This is a genomic window from Spirosoma panaciterrae DSM 21099, from assembly GCF_000374025.1.
GTDB classification, from domain to species: domain Bacteria; phylum Bacteroidota; class Bacteroidia; order Cytophagales; family Spirosomataceae; genus Spirosoma; species Spirosoma panaciterrae.
In genome coordinates, this window is record NZ_KB893186.1 from 1 (window position 1) to 19,451 (window position 19,451).

General features: G+C 53.3%; 21 protein-coding genes. 19 read left to right on the forward strand and 2 right to left on the reverse strand.

Annotation, left to right across the window (positions count from 1 at the left end; translation table 11 throughout):
* Nucleotides 1–243: integrase core domain-containing protein (locus tag B153_RS35335; RefSeq protein ID WP_020597861.1), on the forward strand; the 243-nt coding region annotated here is incomplete at its 5' end.
* 9 nt (nt 244–252) lie between these two features.
* Here the strand turns inward: B153_RS35335 and B153_RS36715 are convergent.
* Complete coding sequence (locus B153_RS36715) at nt 253–2,004, reverse strand: tetratricopeptide repeat protein (protein ID WP_020597862.1); 1,752 nt, start codon at nt 2,002–2,004, stop codon at nt 253–255.
* 159 nt (nt 2,005–2,163) lie between these two features.
* Between B153_RS36715 and B153_RS0116615 the strand changes: the two genes are divergently transcribed.
* Genes B153_RS0116615 through B153_RS0116675 form a run of 13 tightly spaced genes read left to right on the forward strand, consistent with a single transcriptional unit; the run spans nt 2,164 to nt 14,608 of the window.
* On the forward strand, nt 2,164–2,424 hold the full coding sequence (locus B153_RS0116615) for a hypothetical protein (RefSeq protein WP_020597863.1): 261 nt from the start codon (nt 2,164–2,166) through the stop codon (nt 2,422–2,424).
* Nucleotides 2,421–3,827: a hypothetical protein gene (locus B153_RS0116620; RefSeq protein ID WP_020597864.1), complete on the forward strand. Its 1,407-nt coding sequence runs from the start codon at nt 2,421–2,423 to the stop codon at nt 3,825–3,827. The genes B153_RS0116615 and B153_RS0116620 overlap by 4 nt, the downstream gene beginning before the upstream one ends.
* Nucleotides 3,827–4,774 (forward strand): DUF6712 family protein, encoded by a 948-nt coding sequence (locus B153_RS0116625; protein WP_020597865.1) that lies wholly within the window; start codon nt 3,827–3,829, stop codon nt 4,772–4,774. Before B153_RS0116620 ends, B153_RS0116625 begins: the two co-directional genes overlap by 1 nt.
* Nucleotides 4,775–4,786: 12 nt before the next feature.
* Complete coding sequence (locus B153_RS0116630) at nt 4,787–5,125, forward strand: hypothetical protein (protein WP_020597866.1); 339 nt, start codon at nt 4,787–4,789, stop codon at nt 5,123–5,125.
* Nucleotides 5,097–5,675: a hypothetical protein gene (locus B153_RS0116635; protein WP_157634728.1), complete on the forward strand. Its 579-nt coding sequence runs from the start codon at nt 5,097–5,099 to the stop codon at nt 5,673–5,675. Before B153_RS0116630 ends, B153_RS0116635 begins: the two co-directional genes overlap by 29 nt.
* Before the next feature lie 13 nt (nt 5,676–5,688).
* The gene (locus tag B153_RS0116640) at nt 5,689–6,066 is read left to right on the forward strand and encodes a hypothetical protein (RefSeq protein ID WP_020597868.1); all 378 of its coding nucleotides are present in this window, start codon (nt 5,689–5,691) and stop codon (nt 6,064–6,066) included.
* Nucleotides 6,067–6,072: 6 nt separating this feature from the next.
* On the forward strand, nt 6,073–6,651 hold the full coding sequence (locus tag B153_RS35345) for an N-acetylmuramidase domain-containing protein (RefSeq protein WP_020597869.1): 579 nt from the start codon (nt 6,073–6,075) through the stop codon (nt 6,649–6,651).
* Nucleotides 6,626–7,483 carry a hypothetical protein gene (locus B153_RS0116650; protein WP_020597870.1) on the forward strand — a complete coding sequence of 286 codons (858 nt, stop codon included), beginning with the start codon at nt 6,626–6,628 and terminating at the stop codon, nt 7,481–7,483. Before B153_RS35345 ends, B153_RS0116650 begins: the two co-directional genes overlap by 26 nt.
* Entirely contained in the window at nt 7,476–7,985 is a 510-nt protein-coding gene (locus tag B153_RS0116655) for a hypothetical protein (protein WP_020597871.1), read from the forward strand. The genes B153_RS0116650 and B153_RS0116655 overlap by 8 nt, the downstream gene beginning before the upstream one ends.
* 53 nt (nt 7,986–8,038) lie before the next feature.
* Nucleotides 8,039–10,012, forward strand: coding sequence for a hypothetical protein (locus tag B153_RS0116660; protein WP_020597872.1), 1,974 nt, complete (start codon nt 8,039–8,041; stop codon nt 10,010–10,012).
* 2 nt (nt 10,013–10,014) lie between these two features.
* Nucleotides 10,015–11,886, forward strand: coding sequence for a discoidin domain-containing protein (locus tag B153_RS0116665; RefSeq protein WP_020597873.1), 1,872 nt, complete (start codon nt 10,015–10,017; stop codon nt 11,884–11,886).
* The gene (locus tag B153_RS0116670) at nt 11,886–12,224 is read left to right on the forward strand and encodes a hypothetical protein (RefSeq protein ID WP_020597874.1); all 339 of its coding nucleotides are present in this window, start codon (nt 11,886–11,888) and stop codon (nt 12,222–12,224) included. Before B153_RS0116665 ends, B153_RS0116670 begins: the two co-directional genes overlap by 1 nt.
* Nucleotides 12,225–12,229: 5 nt before the next feature.
* On the forward strand, nt 12,230–14,608 hold the full coding sequence (locus B153_RS0116675) for a carbohydrate-binding protein (protein ID WP_020597875.1): 2,379 nt from the start codon (nt 12,230–12,232) through the stop codon (nt 14,606–14,608).
* Here B153_RS0116675 and B153_RS37690 read toward each other — a convergent pair.
* The gene (locus B153_RS37690) at nt 14,605–14,742 is read right to left on the reverse strand and encodes a hypothetical protein (protein WP_157634729.1); all 138 of its coding nucleotides are present in this window, start codon (nt 14,740–14,742) and stop codon (nt 14,605–14,607) included. The two genes, B153_RS0116675 and B153_RS37690, sit on opposite strands and share 4 nt — an antisense overlap.
* 52 nt (nt 14,743–14,794) lie before the next feature.
* On the opposite strand from B153_RS37690, the gene B153_RS0116685 reads away from it, so the two are divergent.
* Genes B153_RS0116685 through B153_RS0116705 form a run of 5 tightly spaced genes read left to right on the forward strand, consistent with a single transcriptional unit; the run spans nt 14,795 to nt 19,451 of the window.
* Nucleotides 14,795–16,360: a hypothetical protein gene (locus B153_RS0116685; RefSeq protein WP_020597876.1), complete on the forward strand. Its 1,566-nt coding sequence runs from the start codon at nt 14,795–14,797 to the stop codon at nt 16,358–16,360.
* A complete protein-coding gene (locus tag B153_RS36720) occupies nt 16,360–17,571 on the forward strand; it encodes a hypothetical protein (protein WP_020597877.1) in 1,212 nt (403 codons plus the stop codon). Before B153_RS0116685 ends, B153_RS36720 begins: the two co-directional genes overlap by 1 nt.
* A gap of 4 nt (nt 17,572–17,575) precedes the next feature.
* A complete protein-coding gene (locus B153_RS0116695) occupies nt 17,576–17,896 on the forward strand; it encodes a hypothetical protein (RefSeq protein WP_020597878.1) in 321 nt (106 codons plus the stop codon).
* Entirely contained in the window at nt 17,887–19,074 is a 1,188-nt protein-coding gene (locus B153_RS0116700) for a hypothetical protein (RefSeq protein WP_020597879.1), read from the forward strand. The genes B153_RS0116695 and B153_RS0116700 overlap by 10 nt, the downstream gene beginning before the upstream one ends.
* Nucleotides 19,071–19,451 carry a hypothetical protein gene (locus B153_RS0116705; protein WP_020597880.1) on the forward strand — a complete coding sequence of 127 codons (381 nt, stop codon included), beginning with the start codon at nt 19,071–19,073 and terminating at the stop codon, nt 19,449–19,451. Before B153_RS0116700 ends, B153_RS0116705 begins: the two co-directional genes overlap by 4 nt.

Here is a 19,451-nt window from a genome sequence, read left to right on the forward strand (position 1 = left end):
AGCATGGCGGAAGCTGATAATCCCTATCAAAACGCGCATGCTGAGTCTTTTTGGGGACGCTTAAAAGCCGAGTTGCTGGAGGATGGCTGTTTTATGAGTCTAGATGATGCCCGTGCTGAGTTGTTTAACTATATTGAAGGGTATTATAACGTGCGTCGGCTGCACTCGTCGTTAGGCTACCGTTCACCGATTGACTTTGAAAACCAATTTTATCAAACTGTTTTGTCAAACTCTCATAAGTAAAGTGTCCGGCTAAACGGGACCACCCCACATTGCCCCCCAATGACTTGAAAATTCCCCGTCTATTCTGCGTTTTATTAATCCGTTGGTAAATGAGCGATCAACTGGCTGTCGAGCTTCTCGCAGTTGAATTTCCTGACGAATTACTTCTTTTTCTTCTGAAGAGCTTATTGACCATAACATGTATAAAGCAGGCAACAAACCCTGAGCACGCTTAAAACACTGGATTGCCTTTTCGTTTTTATCTCCATAGGTATATAGGATTAATCCAGCGTAATAGAGTTCAATTAAATCAATGGGAGCTGGTAAATTCAATATTTCTTCAGCCCCTTCAAGGGCATCTTCCCGTAAGTGTGTAATACTTGAATCATTTATAGATGAAAACAAAGCCGATTGTACATAGTAGTAATGGCCCATCAAACTCAATGGATAAACCTGATCGATCTCCTCATCAAAGATGCGGAAGGACTCAGCGGTATCGCCCATAAAATACTGACATAGGGTTAAAAGGTGTACAAACTGTTTGGGGTTTTGATTAGTCCAACCACGTAATTGACAGAGATCTAGGTAATTTAAAACAGGCTTGCACTTTTCCTCAACCTGTAAAAAAAAACTTTGATAAGATTGAAGATCTTCAAGTGCAGGATATTGCTGCAACAATTTTGTAACCACAAAAGGAACATCAGCATAATCTCGAAAGAAAGAAAGTATTCTTAGTAAAGTTCTAGTTTCAGGCTTATTTAAGAATACATTCCGAACATAATCTGATTGCGCTTGGCTATCTTTACCAATAGTAACAAAAATATCCCCTCGATTAAAATAAGTCCAAGCGGACTGTGGGTCAAGCTCAATCGCTTGTGTATAATCCTTGATCGCTGATGGGTAATTCTTGAGTTCATAATAAACTACTCCTCGATTATTATAAGCTAATGCATCAAGTGGATCAAGTCGAATCGCTTCTGTATAATCTTTGAGCGCTGACGAGTAATCTTTGAGCTTCATATAGACATCGCCCCTATTTGAGTAAACCCAAGCATCTTGTGAATCAAGGGCAATAGCTTTTGTATAGTCCTTAATTGCTAATGAGTAATTATATAGCTTTGCATAGGCATTTCCCCGATTATTATAAGCCACAGCATCAAGTGGATCAACCCTAATCGCTTCTGTATATTCCCTGATCGATGAGAGATAGTCACCAAGCTCTGCATAAACATTTCCCAGATTATTATATGCTCCTGCATAAGTAGGATCAAGCCGAATCGATTCCGTAAAGTCTTTGATTGCTAACTGATATTCCTGGAGGCTTAAGTAAATGTTCCCCCGATTATTATAAGCACTATTTTTAGTAGGATCAAGCCAAATCGATTTCGTATAATCTTTGATCGCTAACTGATATTCCCGGACATCATTATAGAACTTTCCCCTATTATAATAAAATCCTGCATCCTGGGGACTGATCAGAATGGCATTTGTAAAATCCTTTATTGCTGACGGGTAATCACCTAGCTCTCTATAGACATTTCCGCGATTATTATATGCTCCTGCATAAGCAGGATTGAGCCGAATCGATTCCGTATAATCTTTGATTGCTAACTGATATTCGTGGAGATGCTGATAGGCATCTCCACGCTGATTGTAAGCCCAAACGTCTAGTGGATCAAGCCGAATCACTTCTGTAAAATCACGGATTGCATCTTGAAAGTGGCCTTTATTAAATAAATAAAGCCCCCGGTTTTTATAGTATTCTGCGTCAAACGAATCCATTGTCAAGGTTTAGTAAAGTTGAACGCTTGAAAATAAGCAAAATACCTTAGTCCTCTCTTTCACCTTTCTAGATTAATTCTTCGGTTCGGCATTCCGTCTGTTACACGCCTAGCCCCTGCCTAAGCCCAATTTGCCGACCACTTTCTATCAGTCAGACAAATGATCAAGGTGGATGCGATGGTTCGGGAAATGCGTAAAACGGTGGGACTTAAGCAGCCCAAGCCGTTTTCCATCATCTACTGTACCGCCAGCCGCAAACGAAAAACGGGGGGGCAGTTCCGGGAGCTTCACAAAGCTATCCTGCTGACCAAACACATCGCGGAAGACCGCGTGCTCACCCTACAGCCACTGGGCACTAACGAGGCAATAAGCGTCCACCTTGATCTGATTATCTATTTCAACGGGCAACCAGTAGCATGAGCAGCCTTCATTATTTCGCGGGTGGTGGGTTTGACGTGGCCATATTGCCCCAGGTGGGCATCAGTGTGGCCCTGGAAAACGACAAACCTCATCAGGCGAAAGCAGGCCGTTCAGCCGGCTCCCAGCCCGGTGGTAAACCCACAGCCGTCGTTCCGGATTGGACGCAGTACGCCACACCCGATGGCGATATCATGCCCTGGGGAGACGGTAATGATTTCCCCCAGCGCATTACCCAGCTGTACCGTAAAGACCCTATTATCCCCACCACGCTCGGCAAAGTGTCGTCGATGCTGGTCGGTAAGGGCGTTCGGCCCGTGCTGGAAGATATCGACGAGGGGGGCGATGAACTGGACCGGGCACTGCCTAAAAACCATCCCGTTACCAGGGAAATCACGGCTTTTCTGAACAACAACCTGTTTCGGCTCTACCTGCGCGAAATGGCAGGCGATGCAGCCTGGTACTTCAACGGCTTCCCGGAACTGATCGTCAGCAAAGACCGTAAAAAAATTACGCACATCCATCCCTTGAACGCGGAGGAAGTGCGCTACTGCCGGATGACCGATACCGGTGATCTGCCGTTTGTATACCTGAATGCCAATTGGCCCCACGTCACTACCGAGGATCCCCGCACTAAGAAAATAGCGGCCATCGATCCCTACCGCTGGGATCGTACCGATTGGCTGAGGGAGAAAAGTTTTTATAACTGCGTCTATCCCATCTCCTATCCGACGCCCGGCTCTCGTTTCTACAGTCTGGCTCACCACTACAGCATCGTCGAATCCGGCTGGCTGGACGTGCACCTGGCGGTGCCGGCATTCAAGAAGTTTCTGCTCAAAAACCAGATGTCCATCAAATACCACATCAAAGTGGATAAGGACTACTGGAAAGAGCGCTTCGGAGCCGAATACGTGAATGGCAACGATGCCAAAAAAGAGGAACTGCGCCGGCAGTGGATTGCAGAGGTCACCAAGATGCTGACCAATGTGGAGAATGCCGGAGCCATGCTGGTCACCGAAATTCAGCAGTCACTCGACGGCAAAAACGTCAAGGATTTCGTAACGATCACGCCGGTGACCGATGCCATGAAGGATGGCAAATACATCGAAGACAACCTGGAAGCAGCCGCCAATATTTTCTACACCCTGGGCATTGATCCGACGCTGGTTGGCTTTGCGGGTGGCGATAAGATGGGCGCTCGCAGTGGTGGTTCGGACAAACGGGAAGCCTACCTGATCGCTCTGGAGATGCTGGCGCCATTTCGGGACATGCTGATTGAACCCCTTGAATTTGTGGCCGAATACAACGGCTGGAAACAGGCATTCCCTGATCTCCGATTCCGCTTCCGTGATAAAATTTTGACTACCCTGGATACCGGAGCCGGTACCAAAAAAATATTAAGCTAATGGCCCTCTTCGACGGAACGACCGAACAATTTCAAAAGCTGGTACCGGGCCTGACGGCCAGTTTCACCCTGGAGAACGCCATGCCTGAGCTTTTACTGACCCAGGAGGCTATTCTGCCCCGATTTTTGGGCGCAGATGTCGCTGAGCAATTGACTGAACTGGGGGACGAGGTTGCTCAGGAGGATAAAGACCTTCGGCAGGCGCTCTATCTGGCCCAGGTAGCTATCGGCCGCATTGGTTTTGCGGGCTATTTCCCGTTTGCAGAGCTTCAGATTGGTGATGATGGCATCACCACACCAGCCACACCTGACCGAAAAGCGGCCTTTCAGTACCAGACCAATTCGGCAAAAAAAAGCCTGCTGGAGACGGGCTGGCGGTCGCTGGATGAACTCATTCGCCTGGTAGCCAGCAAACCCGATCTGTTTCCCGGCTGGACCGATTCGCCCTACTACCAGGAACATCAACAGGCGATGTTCAAGTCGCCAGCCGAGTTCAGTAGCTACTATCCCATTCAGGACCGTTGGCTTACGTTCTGGGCACTTCGGCCCTTCATTCGTTTTGTTGAAGAAGAGAAAGGCGAACCAGCACAGGCCCGCATTGATGCGCTGCCCGATACGGTTTCTTCTGATCAAAAAAGTAAGCTTCAGCGGAAGCTGCTTCGGGCGCTGGCCTATGAAGCGGTCCTGGAGGCTGCCCCCAAACTCTCGATTGAACTCGATGGCGTCAACGTGAAAGTCAATTACGCTTCTCAGTATGGCCAGACCGATTATTACCAGGCTCCAGGCAAGGATCATCTAAGCTGGGTGATGGACAACCTAAAGTCGACGATCGCTGTGGCCTGGAGTGCGTTTGAAACGGCCTTGGCCCCTCTTGAAAATCCATCCTCCCCCTCAACTGATACCGACAAAGGCACCCTCTACGGTAACGGAGCCGTCGTGATGATCTAACCAACTACCGCTATGACGCTCTCAACCGTACTTCTCGCAGTTCTTGCCAGCTTTCTTTTTCGCCGTATTTGGGCCTTTTTCTTCGATGATGAACTGGTCTTAATCCGGGAAGTCATCAGTTTACTGCTCATCTCGATCATTCTTAATTGCTCCGGTTGTCAGCCCAAAACCAAAGTCGGTAACTCGGCCGTCATTCGTGTCTCTGGTGATGCCAATCGAATCGAGCTGAAGCAAACTGCCGATGGCTCCGCACAGGCTGTACAGGTCGCAAAAGACCATTCGGATTCCGCTAAAACCCAGTTCAAAAAAGACCTTAGTCACTATGATTCGTTACAGATTGATCTGCCTTAAAGCAGCCTGGCTGCTGCTTGCCCTTTTTATTGGCTTGCTGTTATCGGTGCTGCCCGCGGATGGCCAATCGGTACAGGCGATGGTCAAGGCCCAGCCGTTCCCCTACGCTCAGGGTGTGGCCATGGATTCGCCCCTGTACCGTTCCGTTAAAGCTAAACTCGAAGCGGCCGAGGATCTCCGCATCAGTGCCCAGCATACCATCGATGCACTCAGTACGGAAATTGATGCCTCCCGAAAGGCCTATGCCGATCTGCAGGCACTGGATCAATACGATGCAGCCAGGGCCGATTCGCTTCGGCAGGTAACAGCCGTGCTGGAGCAGCAATTAACCGCAGCTCAGGGCAAACTAAACCAGGCTAACCAGGCAACCGATTCCGTCCTGCAGGAATTGCCCCGACGCGTTCGTAAAACCCTGAAAGACGCTTCGCCGGAGCAGATCGCAACGGCCGTCGTCGATTATATCCATACACTTCAGCAGCGCAAATGGACCTGGAGTGCTGCATCGGTGCTGGTTGGCATTGGCGTGACGCTCGTTAAAGTTTTTCTCTAAACCCTTCAATAAAATGGATTACATCGCATCACTTTTACCTGACCTGGCTAAACAGTCCATCACGGCGGCAGTACTGTTTGTCATCTGGGTCATTACCTGGCGCTATTTCACGGCTCGTCAGGAAAAATCGGACGAAATCGCTCAGAAGAAAGACGAGGCTATTTTTGGTCTGGTCAACGATCACAGCGAAAAATTACTGGTCGTTCAGGAAAAAACGCTGGAATCGAATGGAATTCTGAACACCACTCTGGTGAAGCTGGGGGATAAACTAGACAGCAACCACCAGCAGGTCCTGCGTGAACTGGATGATCTGAAACCGAAAAAAAACGGTACGGTTCGTCCCCTCATAAACCGAACGACTGAACCGGCAGAGTCCATCGCCAAAGCCTAATCCAGCATGAAACCGGTTCTTTCACCTATTGATTTCGAACGGGCGGCTGCTTCGCTGGGATGCGAAGTGGCCGTCATTCGCGCGTTTGCTGAAAAGGAATCGAAAGGGGGTGGTTTCATCGCTGGCCAAATCCTGACGGTTCGTTTTGAGGGCCATATCTTTCGCCAGAAAACGGGCGGAAAGTTTGACAAATCGAATCCTACCCTGTCGCATCCCTACATGCGCAATTGCCCCTTCAACCTGGGCACGATCGGCGACTGGAATCGACTCGAACAGGCCCGCAAACTGGGGGGCGATATCGCCTTTGAGTGCGCCAGTTACGGCCGGTTTCAGACGATGGGTTTTCACTGGAAATTGCTCGGCTATGCGTCGGCCTATGCCCTGGTGCAGGCCTTCAATGCGGGTGAAGCCGCTCACCTGGAGGGCTTTGTTCGATTCTGTCAAAAACAGGGGCTTGTCCCCTACTTAATCGCTAAAAACTGGGCAAAACTGGGCCTGCTCTATAACGGTGTCGACAACCAGGGAGCCAACAACTACCCGGCTGAGCTTCAGACGCTCTATGAATTCTTTCGTACTCACCCTTAATCCACCCCGGGCGAAGGCTGAAAAGATCAGTCTGAACGGCCCTTCCTGCTGGAAGGAGCTTACGGATCCGCAGTCGGTGGCCATGATGCGCTTCCGGCAGAAGGTCGAAGCCAATCCCGCTACGCAGTTTGCCGTTTTGAAACTGCTCTATAATCTAAAGCCCCGCCATCAGCAGTGGTTATTCGACATCAACTTCTTACGCCGTCAGGGCATTGATCCTGCCGATCAACTCCTGTTTCTGGAGTATGGTCAGCAGATCCTGGACACCATCGCCTGGCTTGGTCAGGATGACCCTGATGCGACGTTCGTTCAACGCTTTAACGCGTTTGGTAAAACCTTTCAGGGGCCACAGGCCGCTCTGGGCGACTGCAACTTTGATGAGTTCATGGCGGCCGATAAAGCCTTCCGGGATAACAACCTGCCGGTGCTGGCGGCCATTCTCTACCGAACTCGAGATGGTTCCGGTAAACGCGTAGCTTTCGACCACAAAGAGGCCAAACAGGTGGCTACCCGGTTTGCTAAACTGGACAAGGCGATCCTGGAGCGGATTGCTTTTAGCTTTGGCTGTACACTGCTCCGTCTGGGTAAACTCTTCAAACATGTCTTTAAACCGGGGCAGGACGACCAGACCCTGACGGGCAAAAAAGGCAAAAAAGCGCCGGGTACCTGGCTGGATGTGGTGATTGGTATGGCCAAATTCGATGCCACCAAGATTGTCCAGATTGAATCGATTAATCTCTATCTGGTCCTCAAAACGCTGGATAGCCAGGTGCAGCAGGCGGCCGAAACGGAAGCCAGGCTAAACGCCCTAAAACAGAACGGTCATGTCTGAAAGTGAATACGTCGATTACTTTGAAGAGCTGGCCCGCCAGCATGTGGCCATCAAACACACGGCCACTGTTCCCCGCTTTCTGGTCGCTCAGGACAACAACAAAACCGTTGTCGATAAGCAGATGAGAAACGCAAAATTCCCGCTGGTGCTGCTTGATCAGTACTATGATGACATCGACCGGACGAACGATAATTACCGGCTTAACGTGATGGGCGGCATTTCGGTCGTTGTCAAGTGCAAAGCCGAAGACCCGACCGATGTGCGCCGGGCCCGCACGGAGGCCCGTTCGATTGCCCTTCAGTTTATCAATCGTATGTTTTTTGACTGCCGGGATTCAACTGGTTTACTCTTTAGTAAACGCATCACACCCTCTACTCAGTTTGAAGGGGAACCAACCCCCATTTTTGGCGGAACGGCCGCTGGCTGGGGCTATCCCTTCGAGTGGAAATTACCAACTACGGTGGCCGTCGATAGGTCGGTTTGGGGGGATTTAGCCCTGTAGCGGCATTCCGTTTGTTACGGGATTAGCCCATCGCCCACGGCAATTTCGTGGCTATGGCCGACGTCACCCTTGTTTCTCATCCAGATCTGCACGCCCTGACCAAAGGGGGCCGAATGGATTTCCAGTTCGAGGGAGCAGGCCAGTTCATCACCCAGGGTGCCAAAGCCCAGGCCGTGCTTTTTTTCTCCAGTGCGATTCCCGATGGGTTTACCCTTAACCTGCGCTGGAACGGCAAAACCGTTCAGCTCGTTTTTCGCACCTCACCAACTCAGGTCAATGAGTTCCCCTCGGGAAATGGTCTTTCCGCCTACGTCGATCAGCTGGTTGAATGGCTGGCAGGCTACTATCCCCTCAAAAAGGATTTTGTCGTAACCCGCTACGATCCAACCCAGCTTCCCGGTGTTCTGCTGACGGCCCGCCAGCCTGGTACGGCCTTTAATTTAAGTGTACCCAACCCGCCCGTTGGCAGTCCCATTACCATTGCCAATCCCGTCAGTGGTGCCGACCCCATCAAGCGGATCAAGTACAGCATTTACACCGAGGTGTATCTGCAAACGCCCGGTAACGATGGCTCTGACCTGGACGCGCATTACCAGCTCGTTTACGCCAATCCCAACGAAACTGATTCGGATGGAGGAGTTCGGTTTAACGTGGGCAACATCCTGCATTCCTTCCTGACACCCGACTGGCCCGCCTGGGGCTTCTTAAATCCGTCGGGCGGACCAAACAGCCACCGAAAATATTATGTGGCCTACGGGGAGGCCTGGGGTTCTCCCATTCAAATCGGGCGGCTCAAACGGGATTCCGTGCGGCACGCCTACCTGGGCGGAGCCGATTTTCGCCACCGTTCGTCGAGCGGCTATTTTTTGAACCGCTTCGATTCATCAGCAGGGGAAAATAAGGCCCTGCGTTTCGGGAGTCAAACGCGCTATGTACTGCCGGATGAACCTCAGTTCCTTACGTTCGTCAATCAGCGGCCTACTGTCCTTTCGAATCTGAAGCTGGTCTGCACACTCACGTTCTCCGACAATTCGATTCAGGTTTTCGACGATAGCTACGCCCCCCAGAATCTGCCGGTGGGTGAAAAAATATGCTTTGCAGTAGGAGCCACCCAACTTAACCTGGCCACCCGGGCAGGCAATAAGGTGCTGAAGGAGTATTCAGTTAAACTGGTAATTGGCGTTGATGACTGGAGCTTATCCTACCGTTACATCCTCAACGCCAATTACCAGCCCTACACCCGGCATTTTGTTTATCTGAATTCGTTGGGTGTGGTCGAAACGCTGACCACCTACGGAAAAGGCTCTCATGAGCTTTCCCTGTTTTTCGAGCAGGCAGAACGTTACCTGCCCATCCATTACCAGGTGCAGGATGGCCAGTTTGTCAATTATGATCTCTCCCTTCAGCAGCAGGTAACGGTAGCCACGGGCTTCTGGCCCGAAGCTGTAGTCCAGACCTGGAATGATTTCTACCGGTCCCCTTTCCGGTTCCGACTCGTCGATGGACAGGCTCTGCCTATTGGTGTTGTGTCCAAATCCATCAAGCAGGCAAAGGACGGTGATACCCTGTTCGGACACCAGTTCGAATACGTCTACCTATATAAGGACGACTTCTATACCGGCCAGGAATCCGATGAAATTGGGGATGGCACCCCGCCCCTAAATTTCAAAATGATGGGTGGTACCGTCGTGATCAATCAACCCACCGTTACCCGCAACATCGACGATACCGTGCCTAATGTCGTCCGGGCCATTACGCCGGACGACATAAATGCCTGGACGCAGGCGGCCCTTCGACCCAACCCACAAAACCTGGGCTTTCTCACCCAGGGCACCGGCAATACACTCTATCGCCAGAAAACGCAGCTCATCGACTGGCTGGCTGATGTGGGGGGTAAACCCACCACCCGCGACCAGCTGGGCATTGCTGAACTGGCCACCAAGCCTGAAGCCCTTCAACTCATTTTTAACTCGCTGAGCGTAAAGCCCAAACTCTCCAGTTGGACTACGGCTCAGGAACCATCGTAACTATGGCTGGAATTCGTGTAAATACCCCCACCGGGGCTGGCTGGAAATACAGCCTCGACAATGACACCTGGCAGGACAGTCCCGTCTTCGCCACCCAGATCGGGGGCGCTGCGTTCGTAGTCGGCATGACCTATTTGATTTACTGCTGGCACCAGGCCGCAAACGTCATCGCCATTGCCCCCATCGAGTTTGGTAAACCTACCAACGAAGACGATCTGCAAACCGTCGCTTCACGGGGCGCTAAAACCAACATCATGCTCAGCCTACTGGGTGGGCTGATGCTGGGCAATATTCCTGTCACAACGCAGGATTTGCCTGTTTTAGTGATCGACACCGCGACAGGCCGGGTCTATCAGAAAGGCGGCACGGTGGTGCTACCGCCTGAGAAAACGATTGTGTCGATTGGCGATCTGTATACCCTCTCCGAGCTTCAATGGATGATGCGCTTCGATGTTAACAACTGCGTCGATATGCGTGGCTGGGCATTTGACCCCAGCAATCCATCCACTCCTCCGCAGGTAGTCATCAAACGGGATGGTGTGGCCGTGGGGACGATTACCTGCAACATTGAGCGGGCTGATGTACGGGACTACCTCATTACGCAGGGCAAACTGCCTGCGGGTAGTACGTTTGCGACCTACGGCTGGGCGTACATCAAACCGTCGGGCGATCAGGATGGCCAGGAGCATACTTACCGGGCCTTTAATCCGGCAGGGAGTGTGCAGGCTACCTCCGACGTGGGAGCACTCAACACCGTGCGCTGTAATGCGGCTGTTAATCCCCCGCCGGTGCTGGTCAACGCCCAGGGGCCTGTACTGATCACTCAACTGGGTACCCAGACTATTCCGGCACCCAACAACGAGTTCGTCGATAATGCGGGGGATACCGGGCATCTGCTCGGTTTCCGCCACGTTTCCGAAACCAATACTGACTGGCCATTGCCGCTGGGTGTTTCCTTCGATGAGACGACAGGCATCTTTACGATAACGACAGATTGCGTCGATCAAACCTTTATGCTTCGTCGTCAGTATGTAGACAGTGCCAATCAGGTTGCCAATGACGACTTTACGGTTGTCGTAGCACGCAATCTGGCCTACGCGGTCGATTACGACGTTATTGCGGGGTATCAGGCTGGCTTCTACTTACGGTGCCCAGCCGATTGGCAGTATAAGTTCAATAATGGTCCCAACTGGAATAACCTGGTGGCTTTGTCGGGGGGAACGGATAGCAACGGGTTTGCCTATGGCGCGTCGATTGGCTCCCTCAGCAACGGAGCCACGGTCACGCTGAACCTGAAAACCAGCAACGGCACCCAGATCGATCTGCCGGTAAATATTTCGGGTACCCGTGCCAGAGCCAACCTGAAAACCTGGAATGACCTGGCCCTCTCTACCGTGTACGGGGCAGTGGCCAGTGCGAGCACCAGTTACGATTCGAATTATTCTGCGCTGAGGACAAACGACGGCAACGTGAGTGATTTTGGCCAGCCCTACTGGGCCTCAGCCTACGTCTCCGGCACGCCCAACGAGCATGTGGACATTGATTTTGGTCGAACCTGGCCCATCCGGCGCGTGGTCGTACACATGATTCCAGACAATTATGCGGGCCGTACAACTCCGCTCACCAATACGGAAACCTTCACCCAGAACGGTCTGACGGCCTTCCGCATCCAAGTTCCGAATGGTTCGGGCGGGTGGACTACGGTTACGGGTGGTACGGTAACGGGGAATACCCTGACCAAAAAAACGGTCAGCTTCGATACGGTCACCACCCAGAAAATACGGGTTCAGATCGATGCGACAGCACCGAGCCAGAACTATGCACAAATCATGGAAATCGAAGCCTTCTCTACCTCAACCGACGCTCTACCGTAATGCCTTCCCCAACCTTATCTCTGCTCGGTTATAAATACCTGGCCTGTACCATGTCTGATGGTACGACCCAGTACCTGCCCGTTTCACCCGATATGACCTGCGAACAGCGGCCCAGTGTGGCTCAGGCCCAGGCCCAGGTAAGTCTATTGCTACCCGCTTCGTTTGTGCCATCGGGGTATTTCCTTGACAGTATGGGCTGCCTGCTGCCAGGGGGCGGCTCAGGCGATCCCGATACCACCGATCCGGGGTCGGGCGATCCCGGCAGTGGCTCGGGCAATTCCCTGGTCGACACCGACGTATCGGGCGCTACTTCTGTCTCCGTTAAAGAACCCTCGTAACGACTATGAACCGATTCCTGCTTCTTCTCTTTCCTCTTTTGTGGAGCCTGGCTGGCTCCGCGCAGACGATTTCCACCTACTGGAGCCTCACCCAGCCTAATTCGTCCACGGTCGGTTTTGCCGCCTACAGCGATGGGCATATGGAGGTGGTGAATACCATCCCATCGGGTCTGGTCAATTCCCGAAAAGGTGGTCGGCTGGTGCTGAATTATGCCCCCGAAGCCAAACGGGTATTCAATCCCGGCCAGTTCGGATCGGGTAAATACTACGCGCCACCCAGCACATTCCGGTTTATTTCCGACTGGAATCCGGGGGGCTTGACCGTTGCCCAGCGCAAGGCTTTAGGGGTCAATAGTTTTAATCACTGGTCGCTCTCCAGTACCGATAAGCAAAACCTCAGCTACGGCGATGGCGTGCTGTATTTGACCGAATCGGGCTTCCATCAGGAGTACGAAGGCGCGCTGTACTACGAAAAATCGCTGGCCGACTACGAAGCCAAAATCTGGTCTACGCTACCCAGTGCGGGTTACGGGGCTGATCCGGGCGTTAGTCTGATCATTTTCAACATCGAGCAATCCAACGGCTGGGGAAGGGGCAACTATGGCGCTAATTCGCACTGGCCCAGCTGGGAATCCTCGAAGGGCCATAAGGTGCAAATGGAGTCGGTCTCGGGGGAAATGACCCTGGAGCAGATCGACAACACGCCCGGTCTGTGGGCGCAGGAAACGGCCGTCCGACGGGCCAACCGGCTGCACATTCTGTTTCAGGCGGCTAGAGCCAAAGGAAAGCCCGGCCTTCAGATCAGTTACGGGGCCAGCATGTATCAGGGATTGCCCCGAATGGATTTTGCTGATAACTCGCACGGTATTTTTCAGGATGGGTTTGCCGACGTGAGCCGCATTGGGGGCAGTGGCGGTACGATCGTGCTCAACGGGCGCACCTATACGGGCGTTACCGGATCGCACTGGAGCAAAGAAGACATTATGGACGGGTATTACTACCTGTTCGGAAAGGACATGCCCCAGAGCGAGTATCAGAAGATCTTCGTCGATAAGGTGGATAGTACCCAAAACTATCCCTACCTATGGAAACAGGTGCGCACCCGCCACATTGTAGCGGATGAAAAAGGCTACTGGCAGCTAAACTGGAAACGGCAGATCGACCGGCAGGGACAGAAGCGCGGCATCATTCGCCAGATCGAGCCGCAGTACGAGAGCGATCAGATTTTCCTTTATTCGGGCGATACCTGGACGGGGCAATCGGTAAATTCCCGCATCACCTGGAATGATTTGCAGCCAGGCATTACCGGCGACGGGGAAGCCCCCAAGCAATGGCAGGAGCCCTATCTGAACTATTCGCGGTATGTCGTCGCCCGGATGATGGCAGGCAATAATCCCGGCAACGGATTTTATCTGTTTCCTCCAGCTAACCCCAACTGGGTGAATCTGGACCTGAGTGCAACGCCGGTGTTCAATCACCACCTGCACAGCATCACCGCGATCTATCAGGCCAGAGCCGATATGCAGCCCTACGAAGCCTGGTTCAGTGGCTCTACGCTGGTCGAAGATCCGGATGTGCAGCTGAACCAGACGGGTAGTTTTCTAAACTACAACGGTACGGAGGCTTATAATTACAACGGGGGTGTGCAGGGTACTCAGAAACCGGCCTACATCCTGCGCTATAAAGCGCAGACCAACGGCGATATCCGGGTGCTGATCGTGGGGGGCATGAATCAATCCTGGACGAGTGAACGCACCGATATCGTACGGGCCCCATCCAGTTTTACCGCATTACGGGGCAATCAGTTCAAAATGAAACTGCGCGGCCCCTCGGCCCAGATGGCCGAGTTTTTAGTCCGGGCGTCGGATTCAAATCAGACCTATGAAGCCGTATTTTCGGCCAACCCCAGCTGGGAGCGGCCGGGCTACGGAGGGCGGGTCGCAGCATCGACGCCCACCTCGACGACGACTGGTACCGTCTCCACCACGACCGTTACCATTGCGGCCTTTAGTCAGAATATTCCCTATTCGGCAGCCGCCAAATCGGACTTTCTCTCCACGTCGGGCGGGGGTTCCCATCCCAACCAGTTTATCACCTCGGCCGACTGGGCGGATTATACCATTACGGGCGCACCCATCACGGCTGGTGATTATACGTTAACGTTTAACTACCAGACCAATTACGACTGCTCGGGCTGTGGATCGGGGTCGTATAAGATCAACGGCGGGTCGATGGTCAATTTTACCATGGACGGGGCGGCTGGCGGCACGCGCACCAAAACGTTTACGGGTATTAGCTTGAATGCGGGTACCAATACGATCCGCTTCCAGGGTAACGGTGGGGGCACCTATTTTCAGAACTACGTTACAGTAGCCAGAGCCTAATCGACGACAACGATCTCCACAACGGTTTCGTCGGGTACCACCTGCGCGTTCACGGTATCAGCCGGATCGAACGTCACTGTCAGTTGTGGCGGTTCTGTTACCCTGTCAGCCTCCGCTTCAGGCGCAGGCGCCACGGGCCTTGCCTACAGCTGGAGTCGTCCCAGCTACTCCGCATCGGGCCAGTCGGTGACGCTGGTTGCTCCTTCGACCTCGGGCACGTTCGATTATATGGTCTCGGTCAGTAAATCGGGTTGTGCCACTCAATCAGCTACGAAGCTGGTCAGCGTAACGGGCTGTAGTAGTCAGCTGGCTGTAACGAATAAGCCCTCATTCGATACCTTCGACTACCAGCCGATTACCAGCAACCTCAACGCCTGGCCTGAATACGACAATACGGTTCACCGGGGCGTTGCCATTGGCGAAAAAGTAACCCTCAGAAACAGTCAGATCGAAATTCAGGTCTGGAAGAATTTCGGGGGAGCCGTCGCGCATGTGTCGGTGCCCTATGGCCCCAACAAGATCAACCAGAACGACTGGGGGCGTGGGCTGGCCACAACGATTTACCGGGGTGGCCGCACCCGCCAGATTGAAAGCCAGAACAAGGATATTCAGACAGCCTGGGCGCAGGCCTGGGGCACGACAGCTTCGGGGGGTGGGGTCGGCAACAACCCCATTCAGATCGGGGATACCTACGATAACCCGGCTGTCGTCGTGCAGATGGGCTATACAGCCAATATGATCTACACCAAAAGTGTGATGATGAACTGGGCGGTTAGGAATGACCCCACCGATGTGATCCTGGAGCAGTGGGTATGGCTGGATGGCCCGGCCGCTCGCGTGAAAGTCAAGATGACCCATAACCGGGTAATGGATCAGACGGCCTACGAAGCCCGGAGCAATGAGTATCCCAATTTTATCGTCAATGCCGCTTATAAGTATAACGCGCACGTGGGACCATCGGGTAACATTGAATACCTGACGGGCTGGAACCAGACGCCCGTGCCCAACGGGGAGAACTGGTGTGCAATGGTGACCGATGCCAGCCCAGCCGCGCAGGGCGTAGGCCTGTGGCGACCCGGCTTTTATTCGACGAGTCAGTTTCGCTACGCGCCTTCCGATCATGACGGCGAAGACCCCAACAGCCCTTATGCGTTTCTAGCGAATCCGGCGGTGTATTCAGTCGCTAACCAGAGTATCATCTGGGACTGGAACGGTACCTACTATAACGAATATGCGGTGCTGGTGGGCAGTGCCCAAACCATTCGGAGCTGGGCCAATGCGCAGGCTGACCCCCGCAATACGCTGGCCTGGAAGTTTAACTCGAAAAACGGAAGGGGCTGGTTCCACTACGGCAAAGCGGTCGATACGGGTTATCCCACTCCGGATACGGGTATTGAAGTGACACCCATCTCGGGCGGCACCTTCGTCGATATCCACTGGCCCCGCGTGGCCATTGCCGCCAGCAGCGTTTCCAGCCTGTACATCCGTTACAAAGCCTCGTCTACCTGGCCGACTTCCAATGTACTGAAGGCAGGTCGCATTGGTCAGGCTGCCAATGAGTATGATGGCCAGCAGGCAGCGGTGAACCTGGTCTGCGACAATACCTGGCGCACCGTGCAGATTCCGGTGAGCAGCATATCGGGCTGGAGTGGCAAAATTCAGAACGTTCAGCTGACCACCCTCAGCGTACCCGCCGGGGCGAAACTGGCTATCCAGTGGATTAATACCGTAAACGCTGACCCTGAACCGTAATGACTACCAAAGCCCCCATTCTTCGCTTTCGGGAACAAAACCCGAACCAATTCCAGCTTCAGCTCAGCCGGGCCAATACCCCTGTAGTGCCGGGTGTTGATCTGGCCCTGAAGCTGGAGTTTCGTACCGATCCCAAAGGCCGCGTGCTCTCCGTGCTGGAGCTAACTAAACCTACGGCCAGCGCAGTCCTGGTGGCCACGATCTCAGCCTTGACGGCGGGTCTGTACTACGTCGATCTGGTGCAGGTGCCCACGAACTCACCTGCGCACCGATCCGGTTTGTGCCTGGTAGAAATTCTGCCGATCGGCAGTCTGGAAACCCTGTCGGATGTGGTGGGCCTGACGGCTACCCTCGACGAATCGAGCCAGATCCTGAGCGGTGTCCTCGATGCTTCGCCCAGTGCGCAACTGGCCGCTGCTTACGCCAATCAGGCCCAGGCGGCTCGGGATGCAGTACTGGCCGGGCAGCAGGTTCTTTCGGATCAGCTGGAGCAGGCCAATCAGTCGGCAGCCCTCATTGCGGACTCAATCAGCGATGCCCTGGCTGCTGCTTCGGCCAGTGCCGCCAGTGCGTCAGCCGCCAGTGGTTCAGCTACCCAGGCCGGTGCCAGTGCCACCTCAGCCGCTAACTCCGCCACCGCTGCTGCGGGGAGTGCCAGTACGGCCAGCGGCTCGGCTACCCAGGCTGATACGAAAGCTACGGCAGCGGCTACCTCAGCCACGGCAGCGGCCAGTTCAGCCTCGAACGCCAGCAATAGCGCCACAGCGGCCGCTAACTCGGCTACGGCCGCTGGTACCTCGGCTACCAACGCCAGTACCAGCGCCAATGCGGCAAATACCTCCGCGACCAATGCAGGCAACAGTGCTACCGCTGCTGCGGGGAGTGCCAGTGCGGCAAATACCTCCGCGACCAATGCCAGTAACAGCGCTACAGCCGCCAGCACGTCGGCCATCAATGCGGGCAACTCTGCGACCGCAGCAGCCAACTCTGCGACAGCGGCCGCCAATAGTGCCCTGAGCGCCAACCGGGTTATCCGGCACGACAATCAGGGAGGCTATGACTACATGGGCGTAGCTCCGGGCGGCTCGGCCGATACGACGCCTGCCTTTATCATTACCCGTACCAGCCGCAATCCAGACGGCAGTACGGCCAGTAAACTGAAGGCTACGGGTGTAGCCTGGACTTCTCGTTTAACCGCAACGTATTTGTAAGACAATGACAAACCCTTATCCCTTTGAGCTTGGCGGAAAATACTGGACCGAGTTCACCATGCAACTGGTTATCAATAAGGCCATTCGGCCCAACGACCAAAACCCGAACGAAGATTTCCTGTCTGCATCGATGGTGCTGGTTTTAATTCCGATGCGCCGGGAGGATGGCAAAATCATCGAATTGCTGGAGCCTGCCTACTATCAGACCTTTATCGTTAGCGATCTTTTTCGGTCAGTAGATCAGAATTTGCTACAGGGCGTAGGTACTGCCCAACAGGCAATTCAACTATTCATCAACGCTCAGCCCAAACCCTCATGGCTTTAGTATATGCAACAAAAGCAGGGAACTGGTCGGATACGACGGTTTGGAACACAGGAGCCTTACCTGGTTCGGGTGACGACGTTTTCGCGTCAGGCTGGGCTGTAACGATCAATCAGAACATTTCGGCACGTAGCCTGAATACCTATGCGTCTGGTTCTGCCAGTGCAGGTGGTGGGTTCACGAATGCAGGAGGGTATACGGTCAGTGTTACCAATGGTTATAATGGCGGAACAACGACGTGTTTAACGCTTGGGGCGTTAGGTTGTTCGGTAACAGGTGATTCTACAGGTGGCCCTACAGGTGGGGCAATCGGTATAAACGTGGCTTCGTCTCTGGTGGGCACTGTAACCTATGTGGGTAACGCAACTGCGAACGGCACAGCAAGTTACGGCCTACAAAATCTGGGAACCGCGACCGTAAACATGACGGGCAACGCAACAGGCTCAAACAACACTACAGGCACAGGGGTGAATAATGCCAGTACGGGAACGATCAATATGACGGGCAATGCCTACGGGGGAACCGGGAATGGAGCGCACGGTGTCAACAATGGGGCTGGTGGTATCGTAAACGTTACAGGTACGGCAACGGGCGGAGGCTTTAGCAATGCCTATGGTGTTAATAATGCCAATACAGGCACCGCGACCATTAATGGCATTGCTATTGCTGGGTCTGCTGCCCCAGGTGCAGTTAACGTTAGCACTGGCACAATGCGAGTAACCAGGGCCGTAGCGTCTACAGGTTCTTCTATTAGCATTGCGGGTGTTACTGGTTCGGTTGTAGGGGGCTTAACCGTGGTGAAAGAACTCGAATTTGGCACAGGTGGTCAGGTTCCTGTTTCGGGCTTTGTCAAATTCGATAACTCGACGGCAATCAAAGCACAGGTTCGTAGGGAGAATAACACCAACGTTAACCTGATTGATACGGCTTCAGGTGGTTATCCTGCCAACTCAGACGTTCGGTACGGGGTTACGAACGGTTCAGGGACCGGAACAATGCGAGTGCCATTACCCAATCAGACACAGGCCGGGATATTAGTTGATAATACAGTTGGTACAGCCGCGAACCTGACTACTGCCGACATCGTATCCGCTGTTCAGAGCGCCTTGCCCCGTTTTGTTCATGCTGCCACCGAGCAATCGGTAGGCGATCAATTAGCCGCTACCTTCTCAGCCTCATGAAGCACCTGATCAACTTTGGTCTGCTGATCGTAGCGATCGGGCTGGCCATTCCGTTTTTTCCACTAGGTTTTGTGGTTGCGGTTGGTCACGCCTGCTGGCAGGTTGATTTTTTTAAGGTGGTCGAGGCTTTGTCGACCTTCTCGCTTAGTCTCGCCTATGTGATCGACGTAATGGGCAACGTGATCTGTGGTCCGCTGCTCAATCTCATCCTGAAAAAAAATGGTGGCTATGCCTTCGGTCAGTTTCCCGACACGATAAGTCGCTGTTTAGGCAAGAATAAGCAACTGGGCACTTTAACGAAGACTGGCCTGGCCCTGGCCGCTCTCTTAAATTTTATTCAGCCGAACCACGTCGAGCTGGCGGCTGCTGATTATTAA